Origin of the sequence: Haladaptatus sp. DYSN1 (assembly GCF_029489995.1) — an archaeon.
Taxonomy (GTDB): domain Archaea; phylum Halobacteriota; class Halobacteria; order Halobacteriales; family Halococcaceae; genus QDMS2.
The window spans coordinates 648,980-662,458 of the sequence record NZ_CP120470.1 but is presented as its reverse complement, the minus strand read 5'-3'; the positions used below and the strand labels follow the sequence as shown (position 1 = coordinate 662,458).

Here is a 13,479-nt window from a genome sequence, read left to right as displayed (position 1 = left end):
AAGGAGATAACCGTCTCGAAAATGTATGCTACGTTACAGTACTTGCCGATTACACGTTCCACAGAGGTTCTGCTCTTTCAAGTCAACCTCGCGCACGGTGGGTGAGAAGTTCATCACACACCGGCTGTTGTCGCAGTGTTCGAGGCCGAGTGTGTGGCCGATTTCGTGGACGACCTCCTTGCGGACGCGGTCTGCGAACACGTCCTCGGAGGAGCGATTCGAGAACCCGCCGTCGGAGGAGGTTTGGAGGCGGTAGGTCGAGATGACGCTGCCGTTGCCCGAGAGGTAGGCGAGTCCGAAGACGTAGTTTCGCCGACGGTAGTAGAGGTCCTGGGCGGTGATGGCGATGTTCTTGTCCCCCGACCCCACCCGGCTGGCGAGTTCGATGAAGTCCTCTGCCCGGTACTGGTTGCGACTCTGGTCGAACGCATCGTCTGGGATGTCGAGTGCGTCGTGGAGGGTGACGTCACAGCCGTAGACTGCCCGAAGTCCGGCCGACGCTTCCCGTTTTACCAGCGCCGGCACCTCGCCCACCGGCACGATGTCGACGTGCATGGCAACACATTTGTCTGCGTCAATGATAAACACACCGACGTGGACAACTCCACCGAGGCACTCGTCTCTCGATTAGCGCGGTACGACCGGTTGGTCGAGGTGGGCATCGGCCGGCGGACCGACGTCGCCGCGGGCCTCGTCGCCGCGGGCAAGGACGTGACAGCGGTCGATATCTACGACGTGCCAGTTCCAGACGGCGTGACGTTCGTGATAGACGACGTCACCGAACCGGGCCTCGGTGTGTACGACCTCGCCGACTGCATCTACGCGCTCAATTGCCCACCGGATTTGCAGGGTGCAGTCGCGGACATCGCCCGCCGCGTGGGCGCTGAGTTCTACTTCACGACGCTCGGGACGGACCCCGCGGTCATTCCCGCGACGCCGGAGATGTTGCCGGGGGACACCCTGTTTCACGCACTCGAACGCGGACGAACCCGTTATCACTGACCGCCCAAACTGTGAGATATGCGCGTAGACACGGTCGTCCTCGACATCGACGGCGTGCTCGTCGACGTGGCCGACTCCTACCGGAGAGCCATCATAGAGAGTGTCGAGTCGGTGTATGGCAACACCATCGAGAAGGCCGACATCCAACTGTTCAAGGACGCGGGCGGGTTCAACAACGACTGGCAACTCACCTACGCGGCGGCGCTCTACATCCTTGCCCGCCGCGAAGGAATCGACCTCACGCTCGAAGAATTTACAGACGCCATCCACCGCGAGGGCGGTGGCCTTGGCGCGGCGAAGCAAGTCGTTCGCGCACTCCTCGACGAACCCGACACTGTGTTCGACGAGTGGGAGCCAGAACGCCTCCACGACGTGTTCCAGCATCTCTACCTCGGAAGTGACCTGTACGAGGAACTCGAAGGTCAGGAGCCGACGATGGAGACCCGCGGGTTCATCCACGACGAACCGGTGATTCTCGAAGCAGAGACCATCGACCGCCTGACCGAGCGATTCGACGTGGCCGTCCTCACCGGGCGACCCGAGGGCGAGGCGAAGATTGCCTTAGAGCGGGTGGGACTGGACATCCCCGACGACCTGCGCTGGACGATGGACGATTGGGAGGAGGGCAAGCCCGACCCACGCGCCCTCATCCGGTTGGCCGACCGGACGCGGGCGGCCCACGTCGCCTTCGTCGGCGACACCTTAGACGACGTGAAGACCGCCCTGAATGCAGACCGCGGCGACGGCGCACGGGTGTACTACGGCATCGGCGTGCTGACCGGCGGCTTGACCGGCGATTCGGGCCGCAAGAAGTTCGCCGACGTGGGTGCGGCGGCAGTGCTCGAATCGGTCAACGACGTGGTCGACTTGCTGGACTAGCAATCACCGCCCCTCTCCAAACGTTTAATCGCCCATCACCCGAGGGTCACGTATGCGAATCGCACTCCTCGGCGGCACCGGCGATATCGGCGAAGGACTGGCCCTGCGGTGGGCGTACGACACGAACCACGAGGTCGTCATCGGGTCGCGCGACCCAGAACGCGCTCGTGGGAAAGCAGAAGAGTACATGACCGAACTCGACAGCCGTGGCCGCGACGTGAAGGTGACGGGCTTCACCAACGAGATGGCCGCAGACCGCGCCGACGTAGTCGTCCTCGCGGTTCCGGCCTACCACCTCGTGGACACCATCGAATCGGTCGCAGACGGGTTAGACGAGAACACCGTCCTCGTCAGCCCCGCCGTGGGCATGAAACGCGACGACAGCGGCTTTCACTACAACGCACCGAGCGCAGGGAGCGTGACCCAACTCGCCGTAAACGCGGCCCCCGAGGGCACGCCCGTCGTCGGTGCATTCCACAACCTTCCGGCGGCTCGTCTCGCAAATCTCGACGCCGACCTCGACATCGACACGCTTCTCGTCGGCGACGACGCGGACGCGAAAGAGACGGTTCGAATGCTCGCGGCGGGTATCGAGGGCCTGCGGCCGCTCGACGCGGGCGGCCTCGGAGCTGCCGCGGAAGTCGAGAGCGTGACGCCGTTGCTCATCAACGTCGCGATGAACAACGACGACATGCACGACCTCGGCGTCACGTTCCACTAATCGGGGGTGAAAACGGAGAAAAACGGGTCGCGCTTACGCGCTCGCTTTTTCGAGGGCCGCTTCGATGTCCTCGCGCTGGGTGACACCGACGAAGCGTTCGACGACGCCGTCGTCGTTCTCGATGATGAGTGTCGGGAGCGAGCGAACCTGGTACTCGTTTGCGATGTCCTGTTCTTCGTCTACGTTCACCTTCTCGAAGCTGACGTCGCCCCAGTCCTCCTCGAGTTCGTCGAGGATTGGGTCCTGCGTCTTGCACGGGCCACACCAGTCTGCGTAGAAATCCTTCAGCGTGACGGTCATGGATATGTCTGCTCAATGCTTACTCAGCCTCGCGCATAAGGGTTTCCACTACGGGCATTTCCGGTGCACAGACGGCTGTCGAAACGTTTAGGGTACTCCTTGCGAGTAGTGACTGTATGAGCAAAGGCCAGAATTCCGGCGGTCTCATGTCAAGCGCCGGTCTCGTGCGCTATTTCGACGCAGAGGACCGCAACGCCATCCGCCTCGACCCGAAGACGGTCGTCGCCTTCGGCATCTTCTTTGGCATCCTGATTCAGGTGCTGAACGCACTGTAGCGCGCCCCGACGCAGAAACCGGGTCTTTTTCGCCGTCTCTTTCCTACCGTCAGTTATGAGTCTGAAAGCCGGCGTCATCGCCGTTCAGGGTGACGTAAGCGAGCACGCGGAGGCCATCGAAAAGGCCGCCGAGTCGCTCGGCGAGCGCGTCACCGCAGTCGAGATTCGCAAATCTGGCATCGTCCCCGACTGCGACATGCTCCTCCTCCCCGGCGGCGAATCGACCGCCATCTCCCGATTGCTCGAAAAGGAGGGCATCGACGAGGAAATCAAAGCCCACGTCGCGGCCGGAAAGCCGATTCTCGCGACCTGTGCGGGCCTCATCGTCGCGTCCGAGGATGCCCACGACGAGCGCGTCCAGACCCTCGACATCATCGACGTGACCGTCGAGCGCAACGCCTTCGGCCGACAGAAAGACAGTTTCGAGGCCCCCCTCGACGTGACTGGTCTCGACGAACCGTTCCCGGCCGTATTCATCCGCGCGCCGCTCATCGGCGAGGTCGGCGACGACGTGGAAGTGCTCGCCGAATGGGACGGGCGCCCCGTCGCCATCAAGGACGGAAACGTCATCGCGACCTCGTTCCACCCCGAACTGACCGCCGACGCCCGCATCCACCGCCTCGCCTTTTTCGACCGGCAGTGACACCCTTTTTACTCGTCCCCCCATGGGGATGGGTATGAACGCCAGTATCGAGGCCGTCCGGGTCGCCAACACGCCCGACGGCCCCGTGCCCGTGGTCTTACTCGCCGTGGAGGACGAGACGGACGTCCTCCCCATCTTCATCGGGTTCGAGGAAGCCGCGAGCATCGCCCGCGGCATGGACGCCATCGACATCGGACGCCCCCTCACCCACGACCTGATGTTGGACCTCGTAGAGGAACTCGGCGGCCGCATCGACCACGTCGAAATTAGCACGCTCGAAGACGAAACGTACATCGCAGACCTCTATCTGAACACGCCCCGCGAGACGACCGTCATCGACGCCCGTCCGAGCGACACCCTCGCCCTCGTCTCCCGCACGAACGCCCCAATCCACATCTCTGAGGACGTGTTCGAAGACGGTCGTCGCCCGCTCGAAGACTTCGACGAACTCAGAGACATCCGGGAGGTCGGGCAACTGTGAGCGACGACGTCATCGACGAGCTGTTCGCCCTCATCGAATCGCGAAAGGAAGAGCTTCCGGAAGGCTCCTACACGACGTCGCTGTTCACCCACGAGAAGGGCGAGAACGCGGTCCTCGAAAAGCTGGGCGAAGAGGTGACCGAACTCATCCTCGCCGCCAAGGACGACGACCACGACGAACTGGCTCACGAAGCAGCAGACATCGTCTACCACATGCTCGTCCTCCTCTCGATGAAAGACATGGACGTCGCGGACCTGCGGGCCGAACTCAACGCTCGACGCTAACCTTTTTACCGGAAGCCGGGGCCAGCCCCGGTATGTCCTGACCCACCGCCGCGACGGGGTTGCAGTCGCACGGTTCGACCCGTCGCGCGTTCGCAGAACCGTCTGTTCGCCAACCCACAGCGTCACACACCTGAGACGGCAACGAACGGGCTTTTATGTCCCCATTGCATAGCGAGGGACATGATTTTCGAGGACCTTCCGACCACACCCCGGTCGGACGAACTCATCGATAAAGCCTTCTCGCGGGCAGCGCGAGCGGGCCGCGCCAAGAAGGGCCTCGACGCCCAGCAGTCGATGCTGATGACGGCCGCCAACATCCTCTCTGACAATCTCCAGAACGTCGGCACGTCGTGGCCCGACTTCGACGAAGTCGACCCCTTCTACTACGAACTCGCAGACGCGCTCGTCGACGTAGACGAGCTTCGAAAGAGCCTCTCCGAGGTGATGTGGGCCGGTCGCAAGTGCGCCGACATCCGCCAAGAGTACCAGCGCCGCGTCAGTGGCGACGTCGACACCGCCCGGAAGGTGCGAAAACAGGCGTTCGCCCGCCTCGCAGACGTCACCGAGGAGGTCGACGACGACCTGAAACGCCTGAACGAGGCGCGCGACATCCTCCGTAAACTGCCGGACATTCGCCCGGAGGAGCCGACCATCGTCGTCGCCGGCTACCCGAACGTCGGCAAATCGTCGTTCGTGAACGCCGTCACGAACGCGCGCAACGCGACGGCGACCTACCCATTCACGACGACGCAGGTCCACGTCGGCCACATCGAGCGTGACCGCATCCGCTATCAAATCGTGGACACCCCGGGCCTGCTCGACCGCCCGGCAGACGAGCGAAACGACATCGAAGCCCAGGCCGTGAGCGCACTGGAACACCTCGCCGACGTCGTTCTCGTCTTCGTGGACGCGAGCGAGTCGTGTGGTTACCCGCTCGCCGACCAACTCGCCCTCCGCGACGCACTCCGCGAGCAGTTCACCGAACAGCCCGTCATCACCGTCGCCAACAAAATCGACCGCTCTGACGACGTCGAAGCCGACTGCTACATGAGCGTCACCGAAAACGAAGGCATCGAAGAGACGCTCGACGCCGCCGTCGAAGCAATCGGCTACGAACACGACTTCACCGTCTAACCGGTCGCGTTGTAAACCACCTGGACCTGTGCGGTGATCATAACCGGACCCGGTCCGATACTCGTCGAACCATCTCCGCCGCGTTCGAACGCGGGGAAGAAGCTCTGTTCTACGGTTTCGACGGAGTGAACGTCCACGATAGTTAGCGCCCCAGCGTCAGCGAGCGTCTCGCCTTGCTCCCGAGCGTTTTCCATGGCAGCGGTAAGCGCGGCTGCCCGCACCTCGCGCTCACGGTCGTCCGAGAGTGTAAACTGAACATTCTGGACGTCCGTCGCACCGTTTTGGATAGCGACGTCGATAATTTCACCCACAGAATCGACGTCAGTGAGCGTAATCCGGAACAGGTGCGTCGCACGGAACCCTCGCACATCGGTTTCGTCGCTCTGTGGATCCTCTCCGATGAAGAACGCCGTCGTTTGAATTTGGTCGTCTGTAACGCCGGCATCACGGAGTGCAGCCCGCATCGACGACACGTTCGTCGCGACGCGGTTTCGCGCGGCATCTGCCGATTGTGCGACAGCGGTCACGCCGATGGTAAGCACCGCTTCGTCGGGTTCGCCGCTCGCCGTACCGATGGCGGTAACCTGAATCGTTCGTGGTCCGACGCCGTCTGCCGACCCTGGAGTGTCGATACTACCCAGACAGCCAGCGAGAACGACCAATGCGGCGAGGACAAGTGCTCGCGTCATGAATCGCGACTCCATAGCGTGACTACGGCTTGATTGGAGAAAGCGCGAGCGTCTATCAGGCAGATTGGAGTTCGACGAATCGAACCTGCAAATCGACGTCGTATCCGAAATTCTCTGTGATAGCCGCATCGAGTTCAGCCGCGAGCGGCGGCTTCTCCACGTCCGGCGGTAAACCCACCGTGACGACGACTTCGGAGGGAGAGCGTGTGAGTGCGCTTTCGGTGAATTCTACCTCCACGTCCAACAGGGTCACCTCGTCGTACGCCGGTCGGTCGAGCGTGGTCTCGATTTGGGTCTGGATGTTCTCTTCTGCGTTGGCACTCGAGAACGACGCGAGCGTTACGCCCCCGAGGAAAAGCGAGAGTACGAGGATGGCGGCGATGAGGACGCCAGCCCGCTTGAGCGTTCGCGACCGCGCGGAGTCGAGTTTGAACCAGCGGTCGGGACGGTAGCCGGTGTACCAGAGCGTCGTGATTGCGGCGAGATTGATAGAGAGGGCGTTGACGAGCGCGAGCACTCCCGAACCGAGTACGACCATCGGGAGTCCCCAGGCGATGCCGATGCCTACGGCAGCCGCCGGCGGGACGAGCGCCACGGCAATCATGACGCCGACGAGCGAGGCAGAAACGCCGGCAGAGAGGCTGAACGCGCCGGCAACGCCAGCACCGAGAGCGACCATCAGCGAGAGGAAGTCGGGTGAGAGTCGCTCTCTCACCTGCCCGATTTCGGTTGGGTCGATGCCCGGCGGAATTAAGTGAATCGTCTTGACGAGCCACGAAAAGAGCGCGGCCGCAGCGATCGCAGCCGCGAAGCCGATGAGCTGGAGCTTGACGCCCCGGAGGAACAGGTCACGGTCGTCGATGACCGTGCCGACGCTCGCCGCCATCGCCGGACCGATGAGCGGCGCGATGACCATCGACCCGACGACGACGGCCGGCGAGTCGAGGAGGAGCCCTGCCGTGGCGATGACGCCGCTCACGACCGTCATGGTGAGGTAGGTCACCATCGACGGGGCGAGGTTCGTCGCCGTCGTCACCAACTCTTCGCGAGCGATGCGTTCGTCGCTTTGGTCGCTCTCGTCGTACTTCTCCTGTAATGCCTCGAAGCGCCGCGAGATGACGGTCTCTGCGTCGATGACGACGGTGTAGGCCTCGTCTTCGACGCCGACCTCGCGGAGGCGTCCGAGTACGTGTTCGACGGCGTTCGTCGGGAGCGGGAACGACACGACGCCCGTAAACTCGCGTCCGCTCGTCTCGTCGGTGAGGACGTAGTCGATACCCTCGTCGTCTAAGGTATCGAGAATCGCCTCCCGTTTGCCCGCTGGAATGGTAACCTGTACGAGTCGCACACCGGAACCGATGCAGGCGGGCGAAAAATAACCCGCGGTGGTTTTGAGGGCGGAGCGAAAAGGAAGGGTATGTTCGAAAATCGCCCCGACCGGGACACGGAAATCGTACTCGTCGGGCGGTCAAACGTCGGCAAATCCACGCTCATGCGCCTGCTCACCGGCCACAAGAAGTTCAACACGGGCAAGAAACCCGGCGTCACCCGCCAGCCGAACCACTTCGACTGGGCACCAGAGAGTTTCATGCTAACCGACCTCCCCGGGTTCGGGTTCATGTCCGGCGTCGAGGAGGACCACCGTGAGGCAATCAAGACCAACATCGTCCAGTACATCGAGGAGTACGCCGACAACATCACGCTCGGCATCCTCGTGGTCGACGGAAAGAGCGTCATCGACATCATCGACCGTCACACGACGGAGGATTCTATTCCCCACGACGTGGAGATGTTCTACTTCCTCCAGGAACTCGACATTCCCGTCATCGTCGCGGTCAACAAGATGGACAAGGTGGACGACAAAGACGAACGGCTCAACGACCTCTGTGACCGCCTCGGCCTCGCCCCGCCGTGGCAGCAGTGGCAAGACGTCATTTGCCCCATCATCGCCAAGCGCGGGAATATCGACACGCTGAACGAGGCAATCCGAGAGCACTTGCACGCCGAGAAACGGGACGATTTGCTCAAATTCTTCTAGAGCAACTTTTTACGCTTCGGGTGCGCTCCGCGCACCGCTCAGCGCAAAAACTTTCATGAAAAAGGCCGGATGCTCGCTTCGCTCGCATCCGGGTGCCGACAGTACCGCACAGCACCGCTATTAAATACTTGTCAGGAAATAGTTCAATAATGACTGTCAATTTGCTCGATTCGGAGATTTTCTTCAATGCCGGCTGGGCACTGGTTCTCGTCGGCTTCGTCGCCCTCTTTTGTGCGCTTGGGTTCCTCGTCTTTCGCACGTATGGCATCCTCCTCGGTGCGGCAGTAGGATTCGTTGTCTTCGCCTCAATGCACGCCCGGGGCGAGCGTGCGTCACTCAACTAACGTCGAATACGGCGGCGGCAACAGCACGTCGGTGTCGGGGTAGCGCGCTTTCCAGTCACCCCACGTCGTGACTTCTGATGGGCGAATGGTGAGGCGTTCGCCTTCGAGCGGGCCGCAGATGGCACGGCCGAGAATCTGACTCCAGTACGAGCGCGTCGCTTCGTCGTACATCACGAGGTTCGCGTTGTTTCGGACCTGCTCTGAGACGGCGGAACTGTTCTCGTAGGCGACAAACGTTCGGTTGTCGAGTTCGCTCGCGGCGGCGTACACGCCCGGCGCTTGCCAGAGTAGCCCCGAGACGAAGAATCGAGTCGGTTCGCCCGCTACGACGCTGCCACAGAGCGGGCAGTAGGTCACCATCACCGGGCCGCCGAAGTCGTCGTTCACGATTTCGTGCCACCAGAGACTCGTCAGGGGGTAGGCCCGTGCCCGGTTGCCGTCGCGGAGGTCAACGAAGGTCTGGTGGTCGGTAAGGGTCTGCTGGTTTCGACGCAGGTACTTGCGTTCGACAGTGAGGCCGTCCCAGTTCGTGTCGAATCGTGGTTCGATGACGGCGCGAATGGTTTGCTCTTTGATTTCCTCTGTGCAAATCGTGTTTGGGAAGCCCTGTTCTGCGAGCGTCAGTGGTTCGACGGGCGTCCCGGTCGTCGGTTCTGCGTCGCCACTCGTCCTGGCGAGACAGCCGGCGAAACCGCTCACACCAGCGGCTGTCGCGGCGAGAAACCGACGACGGTCCATGCGAGTGGGAGGCACGAGGAGATGTAACTGATTCGCGCGTGGGTGGCCGTCGCTCACAACTGGTCTGAGAGTGGGCGGCTCAGGAATTGAGCGTCGTCACAAGGGGCTCAGTGGGGGTAACTGTCGTCACCGCCGCCCATCGGGACGTACCCGACGGAGGGATTTGACGCTTACCAATCGGCGAGTCCACCGAGTTCGAGCGCGACGGTGGCCACGTCCTGGGTGTCGAACGGGCCGGCTTCGGTGACGATGTACCGCACGAGTTGGGGTGGCGTCCGGTCGAACGTCGGGTTCGACACGTCGATAGCTTTCTCGCCGTCGTACAGTTCAGTGGCGGCTCTCGGTTCCGGGTCGTACTGGTTTCGCGGACTCACCTTGTCGAGCGAGCACACCGCGTAGAAGGGGATACCGAGGGAGACGGCGGTGCTCGCGGCGGTTCGCGTCCCCACCTTGTTCACGATGCTGCCGTCGGGGAGCACTGTGTCCGCTCCGACGAGGACGGCGGAGGCGTCGAACTCCGCGAGTGCCTGGGCGATTCCAGCATCGGAAACGAGCGTGACCGCCGTTTCGTCGGCCAGTTTTTCGGCCACTCCAACGCCCTCGCGTCCGGGCCGCGACTCGGCGACGACGACTCGCTCGGGAGCCGTCTGTTCCAGCGTCCGGGCGACCGTGCTGGACCGCGAGAGGGTGCATATCGTCCCGCCATCGAGGAGCGTCGCGGCTTCGGCGGCGGCCTGTACGTCGGCGGCCGTGGCCCGGTCACGAACCTGCTTGGCGTGGTCTGCGACGGAGTCCGGGGTGTGGTCGGCGGCGTGCATCACGCGGTTTACGCGGTTTTCGATGACCACCATGCTCGGGCGGGCGGCGACGAGTTCGCGTGCGGTTTCGGCCACCGAGTCCCACGCGGTGGCGTGCGCTGCGGCGTCTCGCAGAACGTCGAGCGCCCACAGCGAGAGCTGCGCAGAACCGTGGTCGCGGTCCTCGCGAATGGTTTCGACCGTCAGGTCGGGAGCCATACCTGTCTCTTCGACCGGCGAACATTTAGATGGGCGGGCGGCGAACCACCGCCCATGCCACGTGTGGCACTCATCAGCGACACGCACATTCCCTCCCGAAAAGAGACCATCCCGGGGTGGGTGGTCGAAGCCGTCGAAGCCGCCGACTACACCATCCACGCCGGCGACTTCGACTCCGACGCGGCGTTCGAGCGCGTTCGGGAAATTGCCGGCGAGACGCTAACCGCCTGTGCCGGCAACACGGACCCGCCCACGCTCGGACTGCCTGACGTTGCGACCCTCGACGTGGAGGGCGTCCGCTTCGTCGTCACCCACGGGACGGGCGACCCGGACACCTACAAGGAGCGCGTCGCGGGAATCGCCGCAGAACACGGGGAGGAGACCGTCATCGGCGTCTCGGGACATACCCACCACGTCCACGACGAGGTGGTGGACGGCGTGCGGTTGCTGAACCCCGGCAGCGCGACGGGGGCCGCACCCGCCCTCACGACGACGATGCTGGTCGTCGATGTCGAAGGCGACTACATCGCGGTCTCTCGGGTCGAAGGCTAGTTTGCACCTATCGGGTCGCTTTTTACGGGACGCGGGCGAGCAACAGGTATGGAACTGTTCGCGGTGCCCGACATCCCCGAGGTGCGTCCGGGCGACGACATCGCCGCGCTCGTAGCCGAGCGCGTCTCGCTCGAACCGGACGACGTCGTGGTGGTCGCGAGCACCATCGTCTCGAAAGCTGAGGGGAGGCAGGCGAACCTGTCTGACTTCCCCGCCGGGCCGCGTGCCCGGGAAATCGCGGCGAATCTGGCGTCGATTACGGGCGACGAGAAGGACCCACGGTTCGCCCAGGCCGTCCTCGAAGAATCGACGGACATCGTGATGGACGCCCCGTTTTTGCTCACCGAAACGCGCTGTGGACACGTCGGCGTGAACGCCGGCATCGACCGGTCGAACGTCCCCGACGCGGACCTGCTCTTGCTCCCAAAGCGGCCGAGCGAGAGCGCCGCGCGAATCCACGACGAACTCGGCGTTCCCGTCGTCGTGACAGATACCTGCGGACGACCGTTCCGCCATGGCCAGCGTGCCGTCGCCATCGGATGGGCCGGCATGCCCGCGAGTCGAGACTGGCGCGGCGAGACCGACCGAGACGGCCGGGAACTCGGCGTCACGGTGCAGTGTGTCGTGGACGAACTGGCCGGCGCGGCGAACCTCGTCTCCGGCGAGGGCGACGACGGCACGCCCGTGACCGTCGTCCAGGGCTGGGAGTTCGGCGACCACGGCGGTAGCGACAACCTCTTTCGGTCGGTAGAGTCGGATTTCGTCCGCCAGGCACTGCGGGGGTGGTCGTATGAAGGGCATTGAACTGACGCCAGAACATTCGGTTTCGACCCTCGCCGAATACGGCGAACGCGCCGAAGTCGCCGGGTTCGACACCATCTTCGCCTCCGCACACTACAACAATCGCGACCCCTTCGTCGCCCTCGACCGAATTGGGCGGGCGACCGAGGAGATTCGCGTCGGGCCGGGCGTCGTCAACCCGTACGAAACCCATCCCGTGTCGCTCGCCTCCCGCGTCGCGACGCTCGACGAAGCGACCGGCGGCCGGGCGGTATTCGGCCTCGGCGCGGGCGACCGTTCGACGCTCACGAATCTGGGGTACGACCGCGACCGCCCACTCCGGCGAGTGCTCGAAGCGATGAAGGTCTCCAAGCAGCTGTGGGCCGGCGAGCGAGTGACCCACGACGGGACGTTCGTTGCACGGGACGCGGGTCTCAACTACGACGTGGGTGAGATTCCGGTGTACGTCGGCGCACAGGGACCCCACATGCTCAAGATGAGCGCGAAACACGCAGATGGCGTGCTCATCAACGCGTCACATCCGGCGGACATCGAGTGGGCGGCAGGGCAGATTGCAGAGGGGTTGGAAGCGCGCCCCGACGACCGCGGAGCGTTCGACGCCGCGGCCTACGCCAGCGTGAGTGTAGCCGAAGACCGTGAGGCGGCACGAGAGGCGGCGCGGCCACCGGTCGCGTTCATCGCCGGGGGCGCAGCGCCGCCGGTGCTCGAACGCCACGGCATCGACCCCGAAGCTGCTGAACGAATCGGGGAGCGAATCGGTGCGGGCGCGTTCAGCGAGGCGTTCGGCGCGGTCACCGAGGAGATGATAGATGCCTTCTGTATCGCCGGAACGCCGGACGAGGTCGAGAAGAAGGTCGCGGCGGTCCTCACGCACGTCGACAGCATCGTGTTGGGGTCGCCGCTCGGGCCAGACGTGGAGACGGCTATCGACCTTGCTGGGGCGGTCCCTGCGTGAGGTCGCCAACGAGCGCGTCGCCGACGGCACCGAGGGCGAGATAGCCTATCACGAGGACCGAAAAGCCCGTCAGAAGCGCGCCCATCGTGAGCAGGAGTGCAGAGAGTGGGTCACTCAGCGCGACGTCGGTGAACCGCATCGTGAGTTCGACGACGTTGTTCAGCAGTTCGAGAGCGATGTTTGCCATACCCGAGGGATTGTACTGCGGGTATTTGATTGCTACTGTCCGCCACGGCTAAGACCGGGCGGAGGCAATCGGACATTATGGAGAAGGATTCGACGCTCGATTCGTTTCTCGGTGGGTCGGCGGAAGCTGACGAGACGGACGAGGAGACGTCGTCCCCGGCATCGGTTTCGCCGCAGGCCGAGGGGACCCCCACCTCAGCGTCGGTCTCACCGGCCACGTCCACCTACGCGTGGTCGCCCGAAGGCGTCGCCTGCGCCGTCTGCGGCGACGTAGTCACCCGCCGCTGGCGAGACGGTGACGAGTTAGTCTGTGAATCCTGTAAGTCCTGGTAGCGTACGTGTCGAACCAGCCAGTAAGGTTAGATGCGTCGGGCCGCTATAAGGGGCGAAGAGGAACGATTCGGGTTGGCCACATGACAGAAAGCATTTGTAAGCGGCCTC

21 protein-coding genes are annotated in these 13,479 nt (G+C 63.5%); 14 read left to right on the top strand and 7 right to left on the bottom strand.

Annotation, left to right across the window (positions count from 1 at the left end; translation table 11 throughout):
* Positions 1 to 33: 33 nt before the first annotated feature.
* On the bottom strand, positions 34 to 555 hold the full coding sequence (locus tag P0648_RS03540; RefSeq protein ID WP_277505228.1) for an archaemetzincin family Zn-dependent metalloprotease: 522 nt from the start codon (positions 553 to 555) through the stop codon (positions 34 to 36).
* Between the two features lie 39 nt (positions 556 to 594).
* Here P0648_RS03540 and P0648_RS03535 point away from each other — a divergent pair, with 39 nt between their 5' ends.
* From P0648_RS03535 to npdG, 3 genes are read left to right on the top strand one after another with little or no spacing between them, the layout of a single operon-like run.
* The gene (locus tag P0648_RS03535; RefSeq protein WP_277505227.1) at positions 595 to 1,002 is read left to right on the top strand and encodes a UPF0146 family protein; all 408 of its coding nucleotides are present in this window, start codon (positions 595 to 597) and stop codon (positions 1,000 to 1,002) included.
* 18 nt (positions 1,003 to 1,020) lie between these two features.
* On the top strand, positions 1,021 to 1,881 hold the full coding sequence (locus P0648_RS03530; protein WP_277505226.1) for a TIGR01548 family HAD-type hydrolase: 861 nt from the start codon (positions 1,021 to 1,023) through the stop codon (positions 1,879 to 1,881).
* A gap of 52 nt (positions 1,882 to 1,933) precedes the next feature.
* Positions 1,934 to 2,602 (top strand): NADPH-dependent F420 reductase, encoded by a 669-nt coding sequence (gene npdG, locus P0648_RS03525; protein WP_277505225.1) that lies wholly within the window; start codon positions 1,934 to 1,936, stop codon positions 2,600 to 2,602.
* A gap of 33 nt (positions 2,603 to 2,635) precedes the next feature.
* Here npdG and P0648_RS03520 read toward each other — a convergent pair whose 3' ends face one another.
* The gene (locus P0648_RS03520; RefSeq protein ID WP_276245622.1) at positions 2,636 to 2,902 is read right to left on the bottom strand and encodes a co-chaperone YbbN; all 267 of its coding nucleotides are present in this window, start codon (positions 2,900 to 2,902) and stop codon (positions 2,636 to 2,638) included.
* A gap of 116 nt (positions 2,903 to 3,018) precedes the next feature.
* Here P0648_RS03520 and P0648_RS03515 point away from each other — a divergent pair, with 116 nt between their 5' ends.
* The 5 genes from P0648_RS03515 (at position 3,019) to P0648_RS03495 (ending at position 5,719) form a co-directional block, all read left to right on the top strand.
* Entirely contained in the window at positions 3,019 to 3,177 is a 159-nt protein-coding gene (locus tag P0648_RS03515) for a preprotein translocase subunit Sec61beta (RefSeq protein WP_276245623.1), read from the top strand.
* A gap of 55 nt (positions 3,178 to 3,232) precedes the next feature.
* On the top strand, positions 3,233 to 3,820 hold the full coding sequence (gene pdxT, locus P0648_RS03510) for a pyridoxal 5'-phosphate synthase glutaminase subunit PdxT (RefSeq protein ID WP_276245624.1): 588 nt from the start codon (positions 3,233 to 3,235) through the stop codon (positions 3,818 to 3,820).
* Between the two features lie 34 nt (positions 3,821 to 3,854).
* A complete protein-coding gene (locus tag P0648_RS03505; protein WP_276245625.1) occupies positions 3,855 to 4,301 on the top strand; it encodes a bifunctional nuclease family protein in 447 nt (148 codons plus the stop codon).
* A complete protein-coding gene (hisE, locus tag P0648_RS03500; RefSeq protein WP_276274578.1) occupies positions 4,298 to 4,585 on the top strand; it encodes a phosphoribosyl-ATP diphosphatase in 288 nt (95 codons plus the stop codon). Before P0648_RS03505 ends, hisE begins: the two co-directional genes overlap by 4 nt.
* 180 nt (positions 4,586 to 4,765) lie before the next feature.
* Positions 4,766 to 5,719: a GTPase gene (locus P0648_RS03495; protein WP_277505222.1), complete on the top strand. Its 954-nt coding sequence runs from the start codon at positions 4,766 to 4,768 to the stop codon at positions 5,717 to 5,719.
* Here P0648_RS03495 and P0648_RS03490 read toward each other — a convergent pair.
* Positions 5,716 to 6,408 carry an SIMPL domain-containing protein gene (locus tag P0648_RS03490; protein WP_277505221.1) on the bottom strand — a complete coding sequence of 231 codons (693 nt, stop codon included), beginning with the start codon at positions 6,406 to 6,408 and terminating at the stop codon, positions 5,716 to 5,718. The two genes, P0648_RS03495 and P0648_RS03490, sit on opposite strands and share 4 nt — an antisense overlap.
* Before the next feature lie 55 nt (positions 6,409 to 6,463).
* Entirely contained in the window at positions 6,464 to 7,756 is a 1,293-nt protein-coding gene (locus P0648_RS03485; protein ID WP_276245629.1) for a TIGR00341 family protein, read from the bottom strand.
* Between the two features lie 69 nt (positions 7,757 to 7,825).
* Here P0648_RS03485 and engB point away from each other — a divergent pair, with 69 nt between their 5' ends.
* Both engB and P0648_RS03475 read left to right on the top strand, forming a co-directional pair.
* Entirely contained in the window at positions 7,826 to 8,446 is a 621-nt protein-coding gene (gene engB, locus P0648_RS03480; RefSeq protein ID WP_277505220.1) for a GTP-binding protein EngB, read from the top strand.
* Between the two features lie 149 nt (positions 8,447 to 8,595).
* Positions 8,596 to 8,790 (top strand): hypothetical protein, encoded by a 195-nt coding sequence (locus P0648_RS03475; protein ID WP_277505219.1) that lies wholly within the window; start codon positions 8,596 to 8,598, stop codon positions 8,788 to 8,790.
* On the opposite strand, the gene P0648_RS03470 is transcribed toward P0648_RS03475, so the two are convergent.
* Together P0648_RS03470 and P0648_RS03465 are read right to left on the bottom strand one after the other, a co-directional pair.
* Positions 8,779 to 9,528 carry a DUF3179 domain-containing (seleno)protein gene (locus tag P0648_RS03470; RefSeq protein WP_277505217.1) on the bottom strand — a complete coding sequence of 250 codons (750 nt, stop codon included), beginning with the start codon at positions 9,526 to 9,528 and terminating at the stop codon, positions 8,779 to 8,781. The two genes, P0648_RS03475 and P0648_RS03470, sit on opposite strands and share 12 nt — an antisense overlap.
* Positions 9,529 to 9,698: 170 nt before the next feature.
* Positions 9,699 to 10,544: a translation initiation factor eIF-2B gene (locus P0648_RS03465; RefSeq protein WP_277505215.1), complete on the bottom strand. Its 846-nt coding sequence runs from the start codon at positions 10,542 to 10,544 to the stop codon at positions 9,699 to 9,701.
* 54 nt (positions 10,545 to 10,598) lie between these two features.
* On the opposite strand from P0648_RS03465, the gene P0648_RS03460 reads away from it, so the two are divergent.
* Genes P0648_RS03460 through P0648_RS03450 form a run of 3 tightly spaced genes read left to right on the top strand, consistent with a single transcriptional unit; the run spans position 10,599 to position 12,852 of the window.
* The gene (locus P0648_RS03460) at positions 10,599 to 11,096 is read left to right on the top strand and encodes a metallophosphoesterase family protein (RefSeq protein ID WP_277505213.1); all 498 of its coding nucleotides are present in this window, start codon (positions 10,599 to 10,601) and stop codon (positions 11,094 to 11,096) included.
* Positions 11,097 to 11,144: 48 nt separating this feature from the next.
* Positions 11,145 to 11,900: a coenzyme F420-0:L-glutamate ligase gene (locus P0648_RS03455; protein WP_276245635.1), complete on the top strand. Its 756-nt coding sequence runs from the start codon at positions 11,145 to 11,147 to the stop codon at positions 11,898 to 11,900.
* Positions 11,887 to 12,852: a 5,10-methylenetetrahydromethanopterin reductase gene (locus P0648_RS03450; RefSeq protein WP_277505212.1), complete on the top strand. Its 966-nt coding sequence runs from the start codon at positions 11,887 to 11,889 to the stop codon at positions 12,850 to 12,852. Before P0648_RS03455 ends, P0648_RS03450 begins: the two co-directional genes overlap by 14 nt.
* Here P0648_RS03450 and P0648_RS03445 read toward each other — a convergent pair.
* Positions 12,821 to 13,039: a hypothetical protein gene (locus tag P0648_RS03445; RefSeq protein ID WP_276245637.1), complete on the bottom strand. Its 219-nt coding sequence runs from the start codon at positions 13,037 to 13,039 to the stop codon at positions 12,821 to 12,823. The two genes, P0648_RS03450 and P0648_RS03445, sit on opposite strands and share 32 nt — an antisense overlap.
* Before the next feature lie 77 nt (positions 13,040 to 13,116).
* Here P0648_RS03445 and P0648_RS03440 point away from each other — a divergent pair, with 77 nt between their 5' ends.
* A complete protein-coding gene (locus P0648_RS03440) occupies positions 13,117 to 13,371 on the top strand; it encodes a hypothetical protein (RefSeq protein ID WP_277505211.1) in 255 nt (84 codons plus the stop codon).
* Positions 13,372 to 13,479: the final 108 nt, after the last annotated feature.